The organism is Kitasatospora sp. NPDC054795 (assembly GCF_053611565.1).
In genome coordinates, this window is sequence record NZ_JBSHAP010000029.1 from 1 (window position 1) to 18,598 (window position 18,598).

The 18,598-nt window shown below is 74.9% G+C and carries 12 protein-coding genes and 1 pseudogene; 2 read left to right on the plus strand and 11 right to left on the minus strand.

Annotation, left to right across the window (positions count from 1 at the left end):
• Positions 1 to 915, plus strand: a pseudogene (locus ACWGJO_RS13335) (hypothetical protein); the annotation flags it as partial.
• 119 nt (positions 916 to 1,034) lie between these two features.
• Here ACWGJO_RS13335 and ACWGJO_RS13340 read toward each other — a convergent pair.
• A complete protein-coding gene (locus ACWGJO_RS13340; RefSeq protein ID WP_380549340.1) occupies positions 1,035 to 1,847 on the minus strand; it encodes a TrmH family RNA methyltransferase in 813 nt (270 codons plus the stop codon).
• An 89-nt stretch (positions 1,848 to 1,936) separates the two neighbouring features.
• Here ACWGJO_RS13340 and ACWGJO_RS13345 point away from each other — a divergent pair, with 89 nt between their 5' ends.
• Positions 1,937 to 4,678, plus strand: a complete 2,742-nt coding sequence (locus tag ACWGJO_RS13345) for a SpoIIE family protein phosphatase (RefSeq protein ID WP_452183533.1) — start codon at positions 1,937 to 1,939, stop codon at positions 4,676 to 4,678.
• Positions 4,679 to 4,775: 97 nt separating this feature from the next.
• On the opposite strand, the gene cobA is transcribed toward ACWGJO_RS13345, so the two are convergent.
• From cobA to argH, 10 genes are all read right to left on the minus strand, one after another.
• Positions 4,776 to 6,023, minus strand: a complete 1,248-nt coding sequence (gene cobA, locus ACWGJO_RS13350; RefSeq protein WP_359906002.1) for a uroporphyrinogen-III C-methyltransferase — start codon at positions 6,021 to 6,023, stop codon at positions 4,776 to 4,778.
• A gap of 101 nt (positions 6,024 to 6,124) precedes the next feature.
• The gene (cobT, locus tag ACWGJO_RS13355) at positions 6,125 to 10,084 is read right to left on the minus strand and encodes a nicotinate-nucleotide--dimethylbenzimidazole phosphoribosyltransferase (protein ID WP_452183534.1); all 3,960 of its coding nucleotides are present in this window, start codon (positions 10,082 to 10,084) and stop codon (positions 6,125 to 6,127) included.
• Between the two features lie 483 nt (positions 10,085 to 10,567).
• Positions 10,568 to 11,824, minus strand: coding sequence for a precorrin-6y C5,15-methyltransferase (decarboxylating) subunit CbiE (cbiE, locus tag ACWGJO_RS13360; RefSeq protein WP_452183535.1), 1,257 nt, complete (start codon positions 11,822 to 11,824; stop codon positions 10,568 to 10,570).
• A 136-nt stretch (positions 11,825 to 11,960) separates the two neighbouring features.
• Positions 11,961 to 12,626: a GNAT family N-acetyltransferase gene (locus ACWGJO_RS13365; RefSeq protein ID WP_359905994.1), complete on the minus strand. Its 666-nt coding sequence runs from the start codon at positions 12,624 to 12,626 to the stop codon at positions 11,961 to 11,963.
• 198 nt (positions 12,627 to 12,824) lie between these two features.
• Complete coding sequence (locus tag ACWGJO_RS13370) at positions 12,825 to 13,652, minus strand: MetQ/NlpA family ABC transporter substrate-binding protein (protein ID WP_401050890.1); 828 nt, start codon at positions 13,650 to 13,652, stop codon at positions 12,825 to 12,827.
• Positions 13,653 to 13,709: 57 nt separating this feature from the next.
• Positions 13,710 to 14,438 carry a methionine ABC transporter permease gene (locus ACWGJO_RS13375; protein WP_359905988.1) on the minus strand — a complete coding sequence of 243 codons (729 nt, stop codon included), beginning with the start codon at positions 14,436 to 14,438 and terminating at the stop codon, positions 13,710 to 13,712.
• Entirely contained in the window at positions 14,435 to 15,460 is a 1,026-nt protein-coding gene (locus ACWGJO_RS13380) for a methionine ABC transporter ATP-binding protein (protein WP_452183536.1), read from the minus strand. The genes ACWGJO_RS13375 and ACWGJO_RS13380 overlap by 4 nt, the downstream gene beginning before the upstream one ends.
• Before the next feature lie 553 nt (positions 15,461 to 16,013).
• Positions 16,014 to 16,514 (minus strand): GNAT family N-acetyltransferase, encoded by a 501-nt coding sequence (locus ACWGJO_RS13385; RefSeq protein WP_387693131.1) that lies wholly within the window; start codon positions 16,512 to 16,514, stop codon positions 16,014 to 16,016.
• A gap of 205 nt (positions 16,515 to 16,719) precedes the next feature.
• Positions 16,720 to 16,977 (minus strand): sigma-70 RNA polymerase sigma factor region 4 domain-containing protein, encoded by a 258-nt coding sequence (locus tag ACWGJO_RS13390; protein ID WP_387693129.1) that lies wholly within the window; start codon positions 16,975 to 16,977, stop codon positions 16,720 to 16,722.
• Positions 16,978 to 17,167: 190 nt separating this feature from the next.
• Positions 17,168 to 18,592, minus strand: coding sequence for an argininosuccinate lyase (gene argH / locus ACWGJO_RS13395; protein WP_452183537.1), 1,425 nt, complete (start codon positions 18,590 to 18,592; stop codon positions 17,168 to 17,170).
• Positions 18,593 to 18,598: the final 6 nt, after the last annotated feature.

An 18,598-nucleotide genomic window follows, 5' to 3' on the forward strand; every position in this document is an offset into this window, starting at 1 on the left:
CCCCAGGGACCGGCCGCGCCCGCGCCGCGGCCCGAACCCACGCCGGTGACCCGCCCGCTGCCGGCGCGTCCGGACCGTCCGCAGACCCCGCCCCCGGGCCGCCCCGGCCCCCACGACCGGGCACGCCCCCGGGACCGCCAGCACACCCCCGCCCCCGGCGGGCGGCCCGGCACCGCCCGGCAGCGGCTGCTCCGGCAGCGGCTGGTGGTCTTCGTCACCGTGACCATCGGGGTGGCGCTGGCCATCGCGGCGGCGCAGGGCTGCGAGAACCGGGACAACCGGAGCGTGCGGCCACCGAGCGCGGTGGTGGTGAATACGGGCTCCGGCGGCGAACAGGCGGTGCCGGGGACCTCGGCGGACGTCGTGCCGCAGGCCTCGACCGCGCCACAGGCCTCGACCGCGCCGCTCCCGGCAGCGGCGCGCAGTGGCGCGGACAGTGGGCTGACACCCCCGCAGGCGCCCGTGCCACCGGTGGACTGGCCCAACCGCAGCTACCCCGACGGGGCCGGCGGGCCGGCCGTCGCCCTGCAGAACGGGCACTCGGTCGGAGCCGGGCCGCAGATCACGCTGAGCGCGGTGCTGCCGGCCCGGTACAAGGGCCTGCCGGCCGCGGTGGTCGTCCTGCGGCGGGCGGAGGGTTCGACCCAGGTCGACCTCGTCCAGCTCTACACCTTCACCGGGGACACCCCGGTCGCCACCACCTCCCGCACCTCGGTGGCGGACCCGCAGGCGGCGGCCACCTGGCGACTGGACGGCAGCACGGTCGTCCGCGAGGAACGCTCGGCCGTCACCGGCGCCGTCGCCTCCACCCGCTACACCGTCCGCCCCGACGGCACCCTCGACGAATCCTGGCCCGGCGCCACCACCCCGCCCCCCGCCGCCGCCCCAGCCCCACCCACCTCCCCCACCGGCTGAAGTCACCCGGGCCCCATCCGCACCACGACGGCCGACGCGAGAAGTCGGGCCCGCCGACTTCTGATGCAGCGGCCGGGCCAATGGCGAGTGGCGGAGGCGGGACGCGAGAAGTCGGGCGGTCAGGGGGTGGGGGTGGTGACGGCGTAGAAGGCCACGGCTGCGGCGGCGCCGACGTTGAGGGAGTCGATGCCGTGGGCCATGGGGATGCGGACGGGGTGGTGGGCGGCGGCGATGGCGCGGGGGGTGAGGCCGTCGCCCTCGGCGCCGAGCATCAGGGCGGCCTTGGGGAGGCCGTGCGGGGTGAGGGTGTGGAGGTCGACCGCGGCCTCGGCGGGGGTGAGGGCGAGCAGGGTGAAGCCGGCCTCGCGGACGGTGTCGAGGGCGGCGGGCCAGGGGTCCAGGCGCGCGTACGGGACCGCGAAGACGGCGCCCATGGAGACCTTGACCGCGCGCCGGTAGAGCGGGTCGGCGCAGTCGGGCGAGAGCAGGACGGCGTCCATGCCGAGGGCGGCGGCGCTGCGGAAGATGGCGCCGAGGTTGGTGTGGTCGACGAGGCCCTCCAGCACGGCGACCCGGCGGGCCCCGGCGAGCACCTCGGCGGCGTCGGGGAGGGGCTTGCGCTCCATCGAGGCGAGGGCGCCGCGGTGCACGTGGTAGCCGGTGACGGCTTCGGCGAGCGCGGGCTCGACCACGTGGACGGGGGCGTCGGCCTCGGCGATGACGTCGCCCATCACCTCCAGCCACTTGGGGGTGAGCAGCATCGACCGCATCCGGTAGCCGGCGGCCAGGGCGCGGCGGATGACCTTCTCCCCCTCGGCGATGAAGAGGCCCTCGGCGGGTTCGCGGCGGCGGCGCAGTTCGACGTCGGTCAGGCCGGTGTAGTCGGCGAGGCGGGGGTCGGCCGGGTCGGTGATGGTGCGGGGTTCGGACACCCTGCGATCTTGCCAAGCCCGGGCGGGGAAGGCCAAACGGTGGAGGGAGCGGGGTGGTCCCCGGCTGGTCGTAGTGCAAATATGACCGTATGGCCCGAAATCCGGGCCGATCCTGGGCTCCGTCGGCCTCTGGCGCCACTGGCTCCGCCGGCTCCTCCGGTGAGCGCCCACACGGTCGGCCACAGCTGCCGCACGCGAAGCGGCGGTCGCCGGTGTGGCACCGGTCGGTGGCGGGGCAGGTCTTCGCACTCCAGGTGCTGGTCGTGCTGCTGCTCGTGGTGGCGGCCGCGGTGGCACTGGTGGTGCAGTCGCGCAACGACGCCACGCACGAGGCCCGCAACCGTTCGGTGGCGGTGGCGCAGACCTTCGCCAACTCCCCGGGCATCGTCGCCGCGCTGCGCTCCCCCGATCCGACGGCCCTCCTGCAGCCGAGCGCGGAAGCCGCACGGGTCGCCTCTGGCGTGGACTTCATCGTCGTGCTGAACGACCAGGGCATCCGTTACACCCATCCGAACCCGGCCCGGATCGGCCACAAGTTCGTCGGCGTCTACGAGCCCGCCCTGCACGGGCAGGTGGTGACGCAGCAGGTCTCGGGCACGCTCGGCCGCCTGGTGCAGGCGGTGGTCCCGGTGTACGCGCCGGACGGCTCGGTGGTCGGGGCGGTCTCGGCGGGCGTCACGTTGAAGAACATCAGCAGCGCCAGCCAGCGGCAGCTGCCGGTGGTGCTGGGCGCGGCGGCGGCCGCGGTGGGGCTCGCCACGCTGGGGACGGCGCTGATCAGCCGGCGGCTGCGGCGCCAGACGCACGGGCTGGGCCCGGTCGAGATGACCAGGATGTACGAGCACCACGCGGCGGTGCTGCACGCGGTGCGCGAGGGCGTGATGATCATCGGCGGGGACGGGCGGCTGCTGCTCTGCAACGACGAGGCGCGCCGGCTGCTGGACCTGCCGCCGGACGCCGAGGGCCGCCCGGTGACCGGGCTGGGCCTGGAGCAGGCGCCGCTGGAGCTGTTGACCACCGAGCGCCAGGTCACCGACGAGGTGGTGCTGGCCGGGGAGCGGCTGCTGGCGGTGAACGTCCGGCTGATCGACCGGCCGGGCGGACTGCCCGGGTGCGTCGCCACGCTGCGCGACTCCACCGAGCTGGCGGCGCTGTCCGGCCGGGCCGAGCGCGCGCAGCGGCGGCTGCGGCTGCTGTACGACGCCGGGGTGACGGTGGGCAGCACGCTGGACGTGACGCGGACGGCGGAGGAGCTGGCGCAGGTCACGGTGCCGCGGTTCGCGGACTTCGTCACGGTGGACCTGGCGGACCAGGTGCTGACCGGCGAGGAGCCGCCGCCGGGCCCGTCGCTGGGGCGGATGCGCCGCGCCGCGGTGGCGGGCGTACGGGACGACGCGCCGTTCTACCCGGTCGGCACGGTGCTGGACGTGGTGCCCGAGACCCCGCTGGCCGGGGTGCTGCACAGTGGTGAGCCGGGCATCGAACCGCACTTGGCGCAGGCGGACGCGTGGCGGGACCAGGACCCGGAGCGGTCGGCGCAGGTGCTGGCGTACGGGGTGCACTCGCTGGTGCGGGTGCCGCTGCGGGCGCGCGGGGTGCTGCTGGGGGTGGCCCGGTTCTGGCGGGCGCAGCGGGCCGAGCCGTTCGAGGCGGACGACCTGGCGCTGGCGGAGGAGCTGGTCGCGCACGCGGCGGTGTGCATCGACAACGCCCGCCGCTACACCCGGGAGCACACCATGGCGGTGACGCTCCAGCACAGCCTGCTGCCGCGCAACCTGCCGGAGCAGACGGCGCTGGACGTGGCGCACCGCTACCTGCCGGCGCAGGCCGGGGTGGGCGGGGACTGGTTCGACGTGATCCCGCTGCCGGGTGCGCGGGTGGCGCTGGTGGTCGGGGACGTGGTGGGGCACGGGCTGCACGCGGCGGCGACGATGGGCCGGCTGCGCACGGCGATCCACAACTTCTCGACCCTGGACCTGCCGCCGGACGAGCTGCTGGGGCACCTGGACGAGCTGGTGAACCGGATCGACCAGGACGAGGCGGCGGGCGGCGGGCGCGCGGAGCTGGCCGGGGCGACCTGCCTGTACGCGATCTACGACCCGGTGTCGCGGCGCTGCACGCTGGCCACCGCCGGTCATCCGCCGCCGGCCGTGGTGGACCCGCACGGCCGGGTGGTGTTCCCGGAGCTGCCGACCGGGCCGCCGCTGGGGCTGGCGGTGCTGCCGTTCGAGACCGCCGAGCTGGAGCTCGCCGAGGGCAGTCGGCTGGTGCTGTACACGGACGGGCTGGTGGAGGACCGGGAGCGGGACATCGACGAGGGGCTGGAGCTGCTGCGGGCGGCGCTGACCGGGCCGCCGCGCACGCCCGATCAGACCTGCGCGGACGTGCTCGGGGCGATGCTGCCGGCGCACCCTCAGGACGACATCGCCCTGCTGGTGGCCCGGACCAGGGTGCTGGCCCCGGACCACGTGGCGCAGTGGGAGGTGCCCTCCGACCCGGCGGCGGTGCGCGAGGTCCGGGCCGCGGTGGCGGAGCGGCTGACGGCGTGGGGGCTGGAGGAGGCCGCGTTCGTCACCGAGCTGATCCTGAGCGAGCTGGTGACCAACGCGATCCGGTACGGCTCCGGGCCGATCCGGGTGCGGCTGCTGCGGGACCGTTCGCTGATCTGCGAGGTGTCGGACGGCAGCAGCACCTCGCCGCACCTGCGGTACGCGGCGACCGAGGACGAGGGCGGGCGCGGGCTGTTCCTGGTCGCGCAGTTCGCGGACCGCTGGGGGACGCGCTACACGGCGACCGGGAAGGTCATCTGGACGGAGCAGCCGCTGGAGTAGCCGCGGAACGGCCGCGGAGCGGGAGGGTCGGACCGGCCGACTTCCCACTCCGGCGCCTTGGCTGCGGGCGCGTTCGCTCCGGCGGGTCCGCGCCGGCCTACGGCTGGAAGGCCGCGGCCAGCACGTTGACGACGTCGCCGATGACGATGACCGCCGGGGGCTTGACCCCCTCGGCCTCGACCACCGCGGCGACAGTGCCGAGGGTGGCGTCCACCCGGCGCTGGGCGGCGGTGGTGCCCTCCTGGACGACGGCGACCGGGGTGTCCGCCGGCCGGCCGTACTCGACCAGTCGGGCGGCGATCGCGCCGATCTTGTCCACGGCCATCAGCAGCACCAGGGTGCCGCTCATCCTCGCGGCGGCCTCCCAGTTGGTGAGCGAGCGCTCGTCGTCCGGGCCGACGTGGCCGGAGATCACGGTGAACTCGTGGGTCATGCCGCGGTGGGTCACCGGGACGCCGGCCGCCGCGGGGACGCTGATCGAGCTGGAGATCCCGGGCACCACGGTGACCGGCAGCCCGGCCTCCGCGCAGGCCAGCAGCTCCTCGCCGCCGCGGCCGAAGACGTACGGGTCGCCGCCCTTGAGCCGGACCACGAACTTGCCGGCCTTGGCGTGCTCGACCAGGGTGCGGTTGATCGCCTCCTGGGCCATGAAGCGGCCGTACGGGATCTTGGAGGCGTCGATCACCTCGACGTGCTCGGGCAGTTCGGCGAGCAGCTCGCGCGGGGCGAGGCGGTCGGTGACGACCACGTCGGCGTCGGCGAGCAGCCGGCGGCCGCGCACGGTGATCAGGTCCGGGTCGCCGGGGCCGCCGCCGACCAGGGCCACGCCGGCGCCGTGCGCGCGGTACTGGCGGGCGGCCAGCGAGCCGTCCCGCAGGCCGTCGACGATGGCGTCGCGCAGGGCGGCGGAGTGGCGCGGGTCGCCGGTGAGGACGGCGACGGTGGCGCCCGCGTCGCGGCCGCTGGCCGGGGTCCAGGCGGTGGCCGCGGCGGCGTCGTCGCTGCGGGAGCAGAACACCCGCTCGCGCTCGGCCTCGGCGCTGACCGCCGCGTTGACGGCCGGGTCGTCGGTGGCGACCAGGGCGTACCAGGTGCCGGCCAGGTCGCCGTCCCGGTACGGGCGGGCGTGCCAGGTGAGCTCGCCGGCGTCGGCCATCGCCTGGACGGCCGGGGTGGTGGCCGGCGATATCAGGTGCAGATCGGCACCGGAGGCGATCAGGGCCGGCAGCCGCCGCTGGGCGACCTGGCCGCCGCCGACCACGACGACGCGGCGGCCGGCCAGCAGCAGGCCCACCGGGTAGGGGGTACGGCCCTCGGTGCTCGGGTGCGGGGTGGGCGCGCTCATCGGCGGTGCTCCTGATCGGGGGTGAGGGTGTGGGACGGTACGGCACCGCTCCGCGGTCCGGCGCGCCCTCGGGCCGGTCCGCGGAGCGGTGACGGGGTGTGTCAGGCCTTCTCGGTGACCCCGGCGGAGTCGAAGGTGGCTACATCGTGCATCGCCCGCGCCGCGCTCTGCACCAGCGGCAGGGCCAGCAGGGCACCGGTGCCCTCGCCGAGCCGCAGGTCCAGGTCGATCAGCGGGCGCAGGCCGAGCTTCGCCAGCGCGGCCTGGTGGCCGGGCTCGGCGGAGCGGTGGCCGGCGATGCAGGCGGCCAGCACCTCGGGGGCGATGGCCTTGGCGGCCAGCGCGGCCGAGCCGGCGATGACGCCGTCCAGCACCACCGGGGTGCGCAGCGAGGCGGCGCCCAGCAGGAAGCCGGCCAGGGCCGCGTGCTCCAGGCCGCCGACGGCGGCGAGGACGCCGACCGGGTCGCTCGGGTCGGGCCGGTGCAGGGCCAGCGCGGCGCGGATGACCTCGATCTTGCGGGCGTGGGTCTCGTCGTCGATGCCGGTGCCGCGGCCGGTGACCTCGGCCGGGTCGAGGCCGGTGAACACCGAGATCAGGGCGGCCGAGGCGGTGGTGTTGGCGATCCCCATGTCGCCGGTGACCAGTGCCTTGTTGCCCGCCGCGACCAGGTCGCGGGCGGTCTCGATGCCGACCTCGACGGCCTTCAGTACCTCTTCCCGCGTCATGGCGGGGCCCTGGGTCATGTCGGCGGTGCCGGGGCGGACCTTGCGCGGCAGCAGGCCGGTGGCGCGGCCCTGCTGGACGGCGTCCGGCAGCTCGGCTGCGACGCCGACGTCGACCACGCAGACCTCGGTGCCGATCTGCTTGGCGAAGGAGTTGATCACCGCTCCCCCGGCCAGGAAGTTGGCGACCATCTGGGCGGTCACCTCCTGCGGCCAGGGGCTGACGCCCTGGGCGTGCACACCGTGGTCCCCGGCGAAGATCGCCACGCAGGCGGGCTCCGGGATCGGCGGCGGGCACTTGCGCGACAGGCCGCACAGCTGGGCGGAGATGATCTCCAGCATGCCGAGCGAGCCGGCCGGCTTGGTCATCCGCTTCTGACGGTCCCAGGCCTCGCCGAGCGCCTTGGCGTCCAGCGGCCGGATGCCGCGCAGGGTCTCGGCGAGCAGGCTCTGCGGCTCCTCGCCGGGCAGCGCGCGGTTGCCGTACTGCTCCTCGTGGACGACCCAGGACAGCGGGCGCTTCTTGGCCCAGCCCTGCTGCTCCAGCTCGGGCTCGTCCGGGAACTCGTCGACGAAGCCGACGCACAGGTAGGCGACGACCTCCAGGTGCTCGGGCAGGCCGAGTTCGCGGACCAGCTGCTCGTCGTCGAAGAAGCTCACCCAGCCGACGCCCAGGCCCTCGGCGCGGGCGGCCAGCCAGAGGTTCTCGACGGCCAGCGCGGCCGAGTACGGGGCCATCTGCGGCTGGGTGTGCCGGCCCAGGGTGTGCCGGCCGCCGCGGGTGCGGTCGGAGGTCACCACGATGTTGACCGGGGTGTCGAGGATGGCCTCGATCTTGATTTCCTTGAACTGCTTGGCCCGGCCCTTGGGCAGCGAGTCCGCGTACGCCTCGCGCTGGCGCTCGGCCAGGGCGTGCATCCGCTTGCGGGTCTTCGCCGAGCGGATCACCACGAAGTCCCAGGGCTGCGAGTAGCCGACGCTGGGCGCGGTGTGGGCGGCCTCCAGGACGCGGATCAGCACCTCGTGCGGGATCGGGTCCGGGCGGAAGCCGTTGCGCACGTCGCGACGCTCGCGGATCACCTGGTGGACGGCCTCGCGGCCGGCCTCGTCGTATCCGGGGGCGGCCGGGCCGCGCGGCTCGGCGGGCTCCTCCGGCTGCTGCTCGGGCCGCTCCTGCGCCTCCTCGACGGCGGTGCCCTCAGCGGCCTCAGGGGCCTCAGCGGCCTCAGGGGCCTCAGCGGCCTCAGGGACCTCCGCGGCCCCGGTCACCTCAGCGGCCTCGGCGGCGGGCTGCTCGGTCCGCGGCTGCTCGACGGCTTCGGCGGTCGCCTCGCCGGCCTGCTCCTGGGCGGGCTCCGCCTCCGGAGCGGCGGCGGTCTCCGCGACGGCGGCGGTCTGCGCGACGGCGGCGGGTTCGGCCTCGGCCGGGACCTGCGCCGGCTCGACGGCCGGCTCCGCGGGGGCCTCGGCCTCCGCGACGGCGGCGATGGGCTGCTCGGCGGCGGCCTCGGCGGGGGCGGCCTCCTCGGCCTCTCCGGCCGGCTCGACGGCCTCGGCCACGGGCTGCTCGGCGGCTTCGGCGGGCTGTGCCGACGGAGCCTCGGGGGCGGCCTCGGCCGGAGCCTCGGCGGCCGGCTCGACGGCTTCGGCGGCCTCGGCCTCCGCGGGCGCCTCCACGGCCTGCTCGGCGGTCTGCTCCACGGCCTGCCCGGCGGGTGCCTCGGCCTGGACCTCGGCCTGCTGCTGCGGCTGCTCGGCCTCCGCGGCGGGCTCGACGACGGCCTGGCCGGAGGGCATCTCACCGGTGCCCGCGGCGGTCTCCGCGACCGGCTCGGCGACGGCCTCCGGCGCGGCCTCCGCCGGGTGGGCCTGCTCGGCGGCCTCGGCCACCACGGCGACCGGGCCGGACTCGGCGCCCACGACGGCCTCGGCGGGCTGCGCGGAATCAACGGCCTCGACGGCCTCGACAGCTTCGACGGCCTCGGCCGCGGGCTGCGGCGCGTCGGCGGCCGCTATGGGCGCGGGCTGCGGCGGAGCCGTCTCCTCGACGACCTGGGCCTGCCCGGCCTTCTCGACCTTGGGCAGGCCGTGCGGGGTGGGAGCGGCCAGGAAGGCGGAGATCCGGCGCGGCTGGCCGGCCGGGGCCGCGGCCTCGGTCTGCTCGACGGGCACGGCGGCGCCGTCGGCGGCAGCACCCTCGGCGGCGACGGCCTCGGCAGCAACGGCCTCGACGACGGCCTCGACGACGACGGGCGCACCGGCCGTCCCGGCCACCGGCTGGGCGGACTCGGCCGGGGCGGCCTGCGCCGCCACGGCGACGGCCTCCACGGCAGGCGAAGTGGCCTGGGTGGCCTGGGCCGTCACGTCCTGCACGGGCTGGACCGGGTCGGCGTGGACGGCCTCCGGCGTCTCGACGACCTCGATCACCTCGATCGCCCCGACCGTCTCCACGGCCAGCACGACCTCGACCGGCGGCCCGGCCAGCGGCACCTGCTGGGCGTGCTGGACCTGCTGGAAGTCCTGCGCCTGCGGCAGCTGCTGCCCGTCCACGACCGGAACCCCGGCAGCCGCCGGGGCGACCGGCGCCGTCGGGACGGCCTGCGGGGCGGCGGCGTGCGCCGGGGCGACGGCCTCGGCCATCGGCGGGCGGCCGACCACCGGGATGCCGTGCGCGGGCGTGCCGCCCTGCGAGGGACCGCGGTCGGCCAGCGAGCGGACCGGCACCTGGCCGGTCATCAGCGACGGGTCCGGGATCGGCGGGCCGGCGTGCAGCGGCCGGCGCGGCTGCTGAGCCTGCGTCATCGGCTGCTGCGGCTGTGTCTGGACGGGCTGCTGCTGAACGGCGTGCTCGGCGCCGAGCACCGGCGGGTCCACCGGCGGCCAGGACGGCTCGACCGGCGTGCCGTCCTGCTGCGGCGCGAGCGGCATCTGCTCGGCCGGCACGGCCGGCTCGCCCCAGGAGCCCTGCGGGCCGGGCATCAGCAGCACGTCGTCATCGTCGTCCAGGCCGTCCGGCGTGTCGGGCTGGTCGAGGAAGTGGAAGGCCGGGCGCGGGGCGCCCTGGTCGACGGCCCAGCCGTCGCCGGGGTGGCCGGGCTGGGGCACGCCGGGAACGCCGTAGCCGTGCTGGCCCTGCGGCGGGATGACGCCCGCACCCGGGGGCATCGCGCCGGGGACGCCGCCGGCCGGAGCCGGGTTCGGGATCGCACCGCCGTCCGTCGCTACGCCCTGGAGGGGTGCAACGCCCGCGACGCCCTCCGGTCCGCCGAGCGGGTCATGCCCGGCGTGCAGGTGCTCCGGCAGTCCCTCGCCCGGGACGTGGCCGCCATCGGTCATTGTCAAAGCTCCTTCCAGGCCGCTGCCGCGCCCTCGGCGACACGATCACCGATCGCAGCGCCCATCCGCACGGGCCGCACCAGCACCGGCCCGCCCCTAACCACACGCGGCCGCCGCGCCGTGGCGCTGCGGCCCAAGTCCATCCGGCGCACTGCGGCACCCCGGCCCGGCGCACCGCCCGTACGGGGCGGCACATCGTCTGAAACAACGACAACCCGGAGCAACCGGCACGACCGCACCGGACCCTACGGCATTCTCCAGGTCCGGCACACGGCCCGTCGAATTGCCCACACTCCGAGCGGAATCGAATTGCACCGCGTCAAAAAGGTGACAAACCGACCGAATCGGGTGGGTCGCCGACCGATACGGCCGTCCAGGACGTCACACTACCGGCACGGCGCGGCCACCTCTCGAATCGGTGTCCGGATGCGACCTGGATCACCGTCGACGCCACCGGACGGCCCCGGCACGCGCCCACGGCCTTCACACGATCTGCTCACCCCAGAGCACCAGCACGCCGGTTCCGCCGGCCCCCAGCGCCAGGCCGTCGCCCTCCCCCACCGGCCGCAACGGGGTCGCCTGGAGCAGCGCACCGTCCGCCCGGTAACCGGCCCCGGCGATCGCCCGGTGGACCTCCTGCGCCTCGGCGAGGGTCCGGGGCAGCGCGACGAACCGCTCGGGACGGCGGGCCAGGACGGCGCGCACCACGTCGAGGCCGCCGGACTCCACCACCGCCGCGTCCGGCTCCGGCAGGCCGCCCAGCACCTCGGGGCCGCTCCCGTACACCGTCTCCACCTCGACGCCGTAGCGGCGGGCGTTGACGGTCAGCCGGGCGCAGGCCGAGCGGGAATCCTCGACCGCGACGACGGCGGCGCCGAAGCGGGCCGCCTCCACCGCGAGGGCGCCGCTGCCGGCGCCGACCGACCAGACCAGGTCCCCGGGGCGTGCGCCCAGACGGGCCAGTACCAGGGCGCGCACATGGGCGGGGAGCGCCTCCGGTGCGCCCGGCTCACCGTCCGTGCGCCCGGCGCCCGCATAGGCGTCACCGGGGAGCGCCCAGCCGCGTTCCGCGCCGGGGTAGCCGACCGGGCGCCCCGCGAGCCAGCCGGCCGCCTCGTCCACGGCGGAGGCCTGGGCGCCGCCGCCGATCACCAGCACCACGTTCGGGTCGCGCCACACGTGGTCGGCGATCCGGTCGGAGGTGAGGACGGTGACGTCCTCGTCCGGGGTGCCGAGGGCCTCGCAGACCACGAAGGTCCGGTGCACCCCGCGCAGCATCAGGGCGAGTTCGGCGGGCCCGGCGCCGGGCGCGGTGAGCACCGCGACCTTGGGGTGGGCCCGGCAGATGTTGGCCGCACGGCGCAGCCGTCCGCCGTGGACGCTGACCACCCGGGCGTCCTCCCAGGGCATGCCGGCCCGGGCGAAGGCGGCGGCCACCGAGGAGACGGCGGGCAGCACCTCCAGTTCGAGGCCGTACTCGGGGCGGCGCAGGGTGCGCACCACCCCGAAGAAGCCCGGGTCGCCCTCGGCGACCACGACGGCGGCGCCGCGGTGCTCGGCGATCCGGCGGGCGGCCTGCCGGACGTTGCCGAGGGTGATCCGCTCAGCGGCCTCCGGCACCGGGAGGGCGTTCAGTTGGTAGGGGGCTCCCGCCACCAGGGTCGCCGCGGCCAGGGCCGCGCCGGCGGCCTCGGTCAGCGGTGTGCCGTCCCACCCGATGACCGTGATCCGGTCAGCCATCTGCGGCCGTTCTCCCTCGCCTCGGTGCGCCACTCGATCCGCCGTCGTGCGGTGCCGGTCCAGAGGCTACCGGGTGCGGTACCCCGGACCCCGACATCTCGCACACATGTCCACGCCGGGTCAGGGGCTTCGGGGCTCAGTCGCGGAGCACGTAGCGCTGGTCGCCGTGCCAGCCCCCGCGGAGCGGCTCGGGCGACTCCAGGTCCTCCGGGAGCAGGCTCCACAGAATGAGGTCGCTGCGGCTCTCTCCCCCGGTCCGGCCGCCGGGAGATGCCTCCGGCACCGCCTCGCCGGACTCTCCCCGGACTATCCAGGCGCTGCGCAGCACGCCCTCGCTGATGCCGCCGATCTTCTGGGCGACCTGCTGGGCGGCGGTGTTCCCGGCGGCGGTGCGCAGCTCCAGGCGCAGGAAGCCGCGGTCCTCGAACAGCCACTGGGCGACGCCGAGGACGGCCTCCGGGGCGTAGCCCTCGCCGCGCGCCCAGACGGCGGTGACGTAGGAGATCTCGGTGCTGCGCAGCCGCCAGTCGGTGTTGCGCAGCTCGACCAGGCCGACCAGGCGCTGGGTCAGGTTCTCGGTGACGGCGAAGACGATGCCGCGCCCGGCGGCCCGATGGGCGGGGGCGAGGGTGCGGGCGAGCTCGGCCGCGTACTCCTCGGTGAAGGGGTGCGGCAGGTCCGTCCAGGCGAGGACGAGGTCGTCGGCCATCATGGTGGCCAGCCCGGGGGCGTCGTCCTCCGCCAGGGGCCGAAGCAGCAGCCGTTCGGTGCTGATGGCGGTCTCGGGGAAGCTCGCTGCCATGCCGTCTCTCCTCGCCGGGTCGTGAACACAACACCGTACGCCTCCGTCGTGCCCCGGGTGCCACGCGGTGCGCTGCCCGCACGACGGTACGTCAGAACGCGGTCGGCCGGAGTGTCCCTGCCGCATACTGCCCGACCGGGCCCCCGCCGAGGTGCGGCGGGGGCCCGGTCGGGATCAGGGTGTCGAGCGGACCGCGGCTCAGAAGGCCGGGACGACCGAACCCTGGAAGGTGTCGTTGATGTACTTCTTGACCTCGTCGGAGTGCAGCAGCTCGGCCAGCTTCTTGACCCGCGGGTCGTTCTCCTTGCCCTTCTTGACGGCCAGGATGTTGGCGTACGGGTTGCCCTCGGCCTTCTCCAGCACCAGGGCGTCGGTGGCCGGCTTCAGGCCGGAGTCGATCGCGTAGTTGCCGTTGATGACGGCGGCGTCGAGGTCGGCGACGGAGCGGGGCAGCTGGGCGGCCTCCAGCTCCTTCCACTTGAAGTTCTTCGGGTTGCCGGTCACGTCCGCCGGGGTGGCGGCGGTGGTGACGCCGTCCTTGAGGGTGATCAGCTTGTTGTCGGCGAGCAGCTTGAGCGCGCGGCCCTCGTTGGTGGCGTCGTTCGGCAGACCGATGGTGGCGCCGTCCGGCAGGTCGGCGATCGCCTTGACCTTCTTGGAGTAGACGCCCAGCGGCTCCAGGTGCACGGGCTCGACCGACACGATGTCGGTGCCGCGCTTCTTGTTGAAGTCCTCCAGGTACGGGACGTGCTGGAAGTAGTTGGCGTCGGCCGAACCGTCCTGCACCGCCGTGTTGGGGGTCACGTAGTCGGTGACCTCCTTGATGTCGAGCTTGAGGCCCGCCTTCTCCGCGAGGTTGTCCTTGACGAACTTCAGGATCTGACCGTGCGGGGTGGGGCTGGCCACGACCTTGAGCGGCGCGTTCGCGTCCGACGAGGAGGAGGACCCGGAGCTGCCGCAGGCGGCGAGCGAGAGGGCGACGCCGGCGGTGGCGAGGATGCTGGTGAACTTCAGAACGTTGCGCACGAAAAGTGCCTTTCTGCGTGGAACGGGGAGCCGCGCCCGGGGTCGGACGGGGGAGGTCTAGGAGGCGACGAGGTCCTCGTCGGGCGTCGTCCGGGAGCGGCCGAGCAGCCGGGTCCGGCCGCCGGTGCGCCCGCGGTGGGAGAGCCGCTGGACGACGAAGTCGCCGATCAGCTGGACGGCGGTGACGATGATCACCAGCTCGGCCACGATGACCCACATGAAGGTGGTCTCGAAGCGCTGGTAGCCGTAGTTGACGGCGAGGGTGCCGAGGCCGCCGCCGCCGACCGTGCCGGCCATCGCGGAGTAGCTGATCAGGGTGATGACCGTGGTGGTGACCGAGGCCACGATGCCGGGCAGGGCCTCGGGCAGCAGGGTCTTGCGGACGATCGTCCAGGTGCTGCCGCCCATCGACTGGACCGCCTCGACCAGGCCCCGGTCGACCTCGCGGACGGAGGTCTCGACCAGGCGGGCGAAGAACGGGATGGCGCCGATGGTCAGCGGCACGGTCGCCGCCTGCCAGCCGATGGAGGTGCCGACCAGCCAGCGGGTGAAGGAGATCAGCGCGATCATCAGGATGATGAACGGCACTGACCGGGCGAGGTTCACGACGAAGCCGATGCTCTTGTTGACGGCCCGGTTGGCCAGCAGGCCGCCCTTGTCGGTGAGCACCAGCAGCACGCCCAGCGGCAGGCCGAGCAGGACGGTGACGACCGCGGACACCCCGACCATCTGGAAGGTCTCCTGCGTGGCGGGCCCCATCAGGGCCCACATCTCGTCCCAGGTCATGCCACCGCTCCGTCCGTCGCACCGATCACGTCCACCTGCAGGCCCTGCTCGCGCAGGTAGCCGATCGGCACCACGTTGTCCTGGTGGCCGCCGGTCAGCTCGACCCGCATCCGGCCGACCATCCGGCCGGCGATGGTCTCCACCGCGGCGCCGAGGATGTTGATGTCGATCTGGTAGGTGCGGGCGAGCTGGGAGACGAAGGGCTGGGCCGAGCTGTCGCCCTGGAAGGTGATCTCCAGCACGGTGGAGCCGGGGTGGCCGGTGCCGAACTCGCTGAGCGGGAACAGTTCGCGGGCCAGCTCGGAGCCGGGCCTGGCGAGCAGGTCGGTGAGCTCGCCGGACTCGACCACCCGGCCGCCGCGCATCAGGGCGGCGGAGTCGCAGACGGACTTGATGACGTCCATCTCGTGGGTGATCAGCAGGACGGTGAGGCCCAGCTGCTGGTTGAGCTCGCGCAGCAGCTTGAGGATCGACCGGGTGGTCTCCGGGTCGAGCGCCGAGGTGGCCTCGTCGGAGAGCAGCACCTTGGGGTCGCCGGCCAGCGCCCGGGCGATGCCGACGCGCTGCTTCTGGCCGCCGGAGAGCTGGTTGGGGTAGCTGCGGGCCTTGTCGCCCAGGCCGACCAGGTCGAGCAGCTCGGCGGCCTTGCGGCGGCGCTCGGTGCGGTCCAGGCCGATGATCTCCAGCGGGAGCTCGACGTTCTGCTGCACCGTCCGCGAGGAGAGCAGGTTGAAGTGCTGGAAGACCATGCCGATCCGGCGGCGGGCCTCGCGCAGCTCCTTGCCGGCCCGGTTCTCGCCGCCGGCCAGCGCGGTCAGCTCGACCCCGTCCACGGTGACCGTGCCGGAGGACGGGCGCTCCAGCATGTTCACGCAGCGGATGAGGGTGGACTTGCCGGCACCGCTGGTGCCGACGACTCCGTAGACCTCGCCCGGGCGGACGTGCAGGTCGACACCGGCGAGGGCGGTCACCTCGCGGCCTCGGGAACGGTAGACCTTCGTCAGGTCCGTGGTGGTGATCACAGCGGCTTTCCGTGGGTCGGGGGCGGGCGGCGCGGGTCGACCGCCCGACCTGCTTGCGGTCGGCGGGGCGACCTCACGGCGCTGCGCCAGGAGGGTCCGGACCTGGCGTCCCTCGATCGTGGCCGTTGGACGCCGGGGCCGCGCGACGGCGTGGCCCTAACAGGTCAACGGCACCCGCGCGGATGCGGGCACGACGGGGGAAGGGGTCCGGGAGGAGGGGCGCGCTCGCACGGGCGGGAGCGCTGCCGGAGTCTCGCTTCGGGGCGCGAGGGGGAGGCGCCCTCAGCGGGGCGCCGGGGGCGGTGGCCCTCAGCAGTGACACATTCGACGACACATGGCACGCTCACCTGCCGGCAGGGTGCCGGTGGGGGTCCAGTTCGTCGTCGCAGTCATGTGAGCCAGTAAAACAGATGGGTCGAATTCCGCCCAATTGTTTGGCGGAGCTGTCCGCAATGCGGACACATACCCCTGTGGCCTGCATGGATACGGCTCGGCGCCGCCACCGGTGGTCCGGATGGTGGCGGCGCCGGAAAACGTGCGCGGGGCGGCGGGATCAGGCCGTCGCCGCGAGCGGCGTCGCGGCGGCCTTCTCCAGGTGCACGTAGCTCAGCCGGCTGGTGATCTGCTCGACCCCGGTCTGGCGGTACCCCTGCCGAGCGTACAGCCGCAGGTTGCCGAGGCTGCGGTGGCCGGTGGACAGCCGGTAGGCGCTCACCGGGCCCTCCTGGGCCATGCGGCGCTCCAGCGCGTCCAGCAGGCGGCCGCCGAGGCCGTGGCGCTGCATCCGCGGGTGGACGACCAGGCGCCCTATCCGGGCGACGCCGTCGTCGCCGACGCGGCCGCGGACGGTGCCGACCACCTCGTCGCCCAGTCGGGCGACCAGGAAGTGGTCCTCGGACAGTTCGGCGCGCAGGCTCTCCAGGCTCTGCGTCAGGGGCTCGATCGCCCAGTCGCCGTACAGCTCGGCCTCGGGCTGGTAGCCGAGGTACTGGAGCTTGAGGATCTGCTCCGCGTCCTCGGCCTCCGCAGCCGAGATGATCACGCTCATGCCCATGTGGAGGGGCCTCCCCAGTCGTCGTGCCCGGCGCGCAGAGGGTGGCGCGCTCACGCTCAGTATCCGAGCGATCGCACCACCGTCAAGAGCTGCGTTCGCCAGCGCTCTACCCGGGTGTCAGCTCCGCTCAACCTTCGCGGGGGCGGACGTGAGCAGGGTCACCTCCCGTGCCGCACGGGTTCCGCCCGGTCGCACGGGCCCGCGCTCAGGGGTAGCGCTCCGCGTGGAGCAGCATCCGCAGGCAGGCCAGGCAGCGCGAGCGGGTGGGGCCGATCGAGCCGCGCGGCATGCCGAGCCGCTCGGAGAGCTCACGGTACGTGGGCGGCGGGTCCTCGGCGAGCGCGGCGATCAGCTGCGGACAGCGGCCGGGCAGGGCGGCGACGGTCTCGCGGACCGCGCGGCGGCGGGCTTCGGCGAGGTAGACGTCCTCGGCGGAGGGGGCGGGTCGGAGGGGAGTGCACACACCGTGCATGACGGCCCGGGGCGGGGCCGGTTACGCCCGGGCCGGGGCACGGACAGGGGAGGGGCGCGCCGGTCGAACCGCCGCGCCCCTCCCCTGTCGCACCGGGGGTCGATCCCGTCGCGCCCGGGCATCGATCCCGACCGCGCCGGGGGTCGCCCCCTCCGTCGGCGGACCGGCCGCCCGCGCGGGGTCAGCCCTGGACCCACTCCTGCTGCCGCGCCAGGTCCGCCTTCACCTCTGCGAGCTGGACCGCGACCGCAGAGGGGGCCGTTCCGCCGCGCCCGTCGCGGGAGGCGATGGCGCCGTGGACGCTGAGCACCGAGCGCACCTCGGGCGTCAGGTGCTCCGAGATCGCGGCGAACTGCCCGTCCGTCAGGTCGGACAGTTCGATGCCCTCGGCCTCGCAGACCTTGACGCAGGCGCCGGCCACCTCGTGCGCGACCCGGAACGGCACGCCCTGCTTGACCAGCCACTCGGCGATGTCGGTGGCGAGCGAGAAGCCGGCCGGGGCCAGCTCCTCCAGCCGCTCCCGGTGCACGGTGAGGGTGGCCATCATCCCGGTGAACGCGGGCAGCAGCACCTCCAGCGTGTCGCAGGAGTCGAAGACCGGCTCCTTGTCCTCCTGGAGGTCCCGGTTGTAGGCGAGCGGCAGCGCCTTGAGGGTGGCCAGCAGGCCGGTCAGGTTGCCGATCAGCCGGCCGGACTTGCCGCGGGCGAGCTCGGCGATGTCCGGGTTCTTCTTCTGCGGCATGATCGAGGAGCCGGTGGAGAAGGCGTCGTGCAGCGTGATGAAGCCGAACTCCTTGGTGTTCCAGATGATCACCTCCTCCGCGATCCGGGAGAGGTTGACGCCGACCATCGCGGTCACGAAGGCGAACTCGGCGACGAAGTCGCGCGAGGCGGTGCCGTCGATGGAATTGCCGACCGAGCCGCCCTCGAAGCCGAGCTCGGCGGCGACGGCCTGCGGGTCGAGGCCGAGCGAGGAGCCGGCCAGCGCGCCGGAGCCGTACGGCGAGACGGCGGTGCGGGCGTCCCACTGGCGCAGCCGCTCGGCATCCCGGCCGAGGGCCTGCACGTGCGCGAGGACGTGGTGGGCGAAGAGCACCGGCTGGGCGTGCTGGAGGTGGGTGCGGCCCGGCATCGCGGTGTCCGGGTGCGCCTCGGCGAGGCCGACGAGGGCCTGCTGGAGGTCGAGCAGCAGGCTGCCGATGGTCTTCGCGTGGTCCCGCAGGTACATCCGGAACAGGGTGGCGATCTGGTCGTTGCGCGAGCGTCCGGCCCGCAGCTTGCCGCCGAGGTCGGGGCCGAGGAGCTCCAGCAGGCCGCGCTCCAGGGCGGTGTGCACGTCCTCGTCGGCGACGGTGCCGGTGAAGGTGCCCGCCCGGACGTCGGCCAGCAGCCGGTCCAGGCCGTCCAGCATGCCGGCCAGCTCCTCGTCGGAGAGCAGGTCGGCCTTGTGCAGGACCCGGGCATGGGCCTTGGAGCCGGCGATGTCGTACGGCGCGAGGCGCCAGTCGAAGTGGACCGAGGCCGAGAGCCGGGCGAGCGCCTCGGACGGGCCGTCGGCGAAGCGCGCGCCCCAGAGGCGGACGTCGGAGGGCTGCTCGGCGGTCATCGCGTG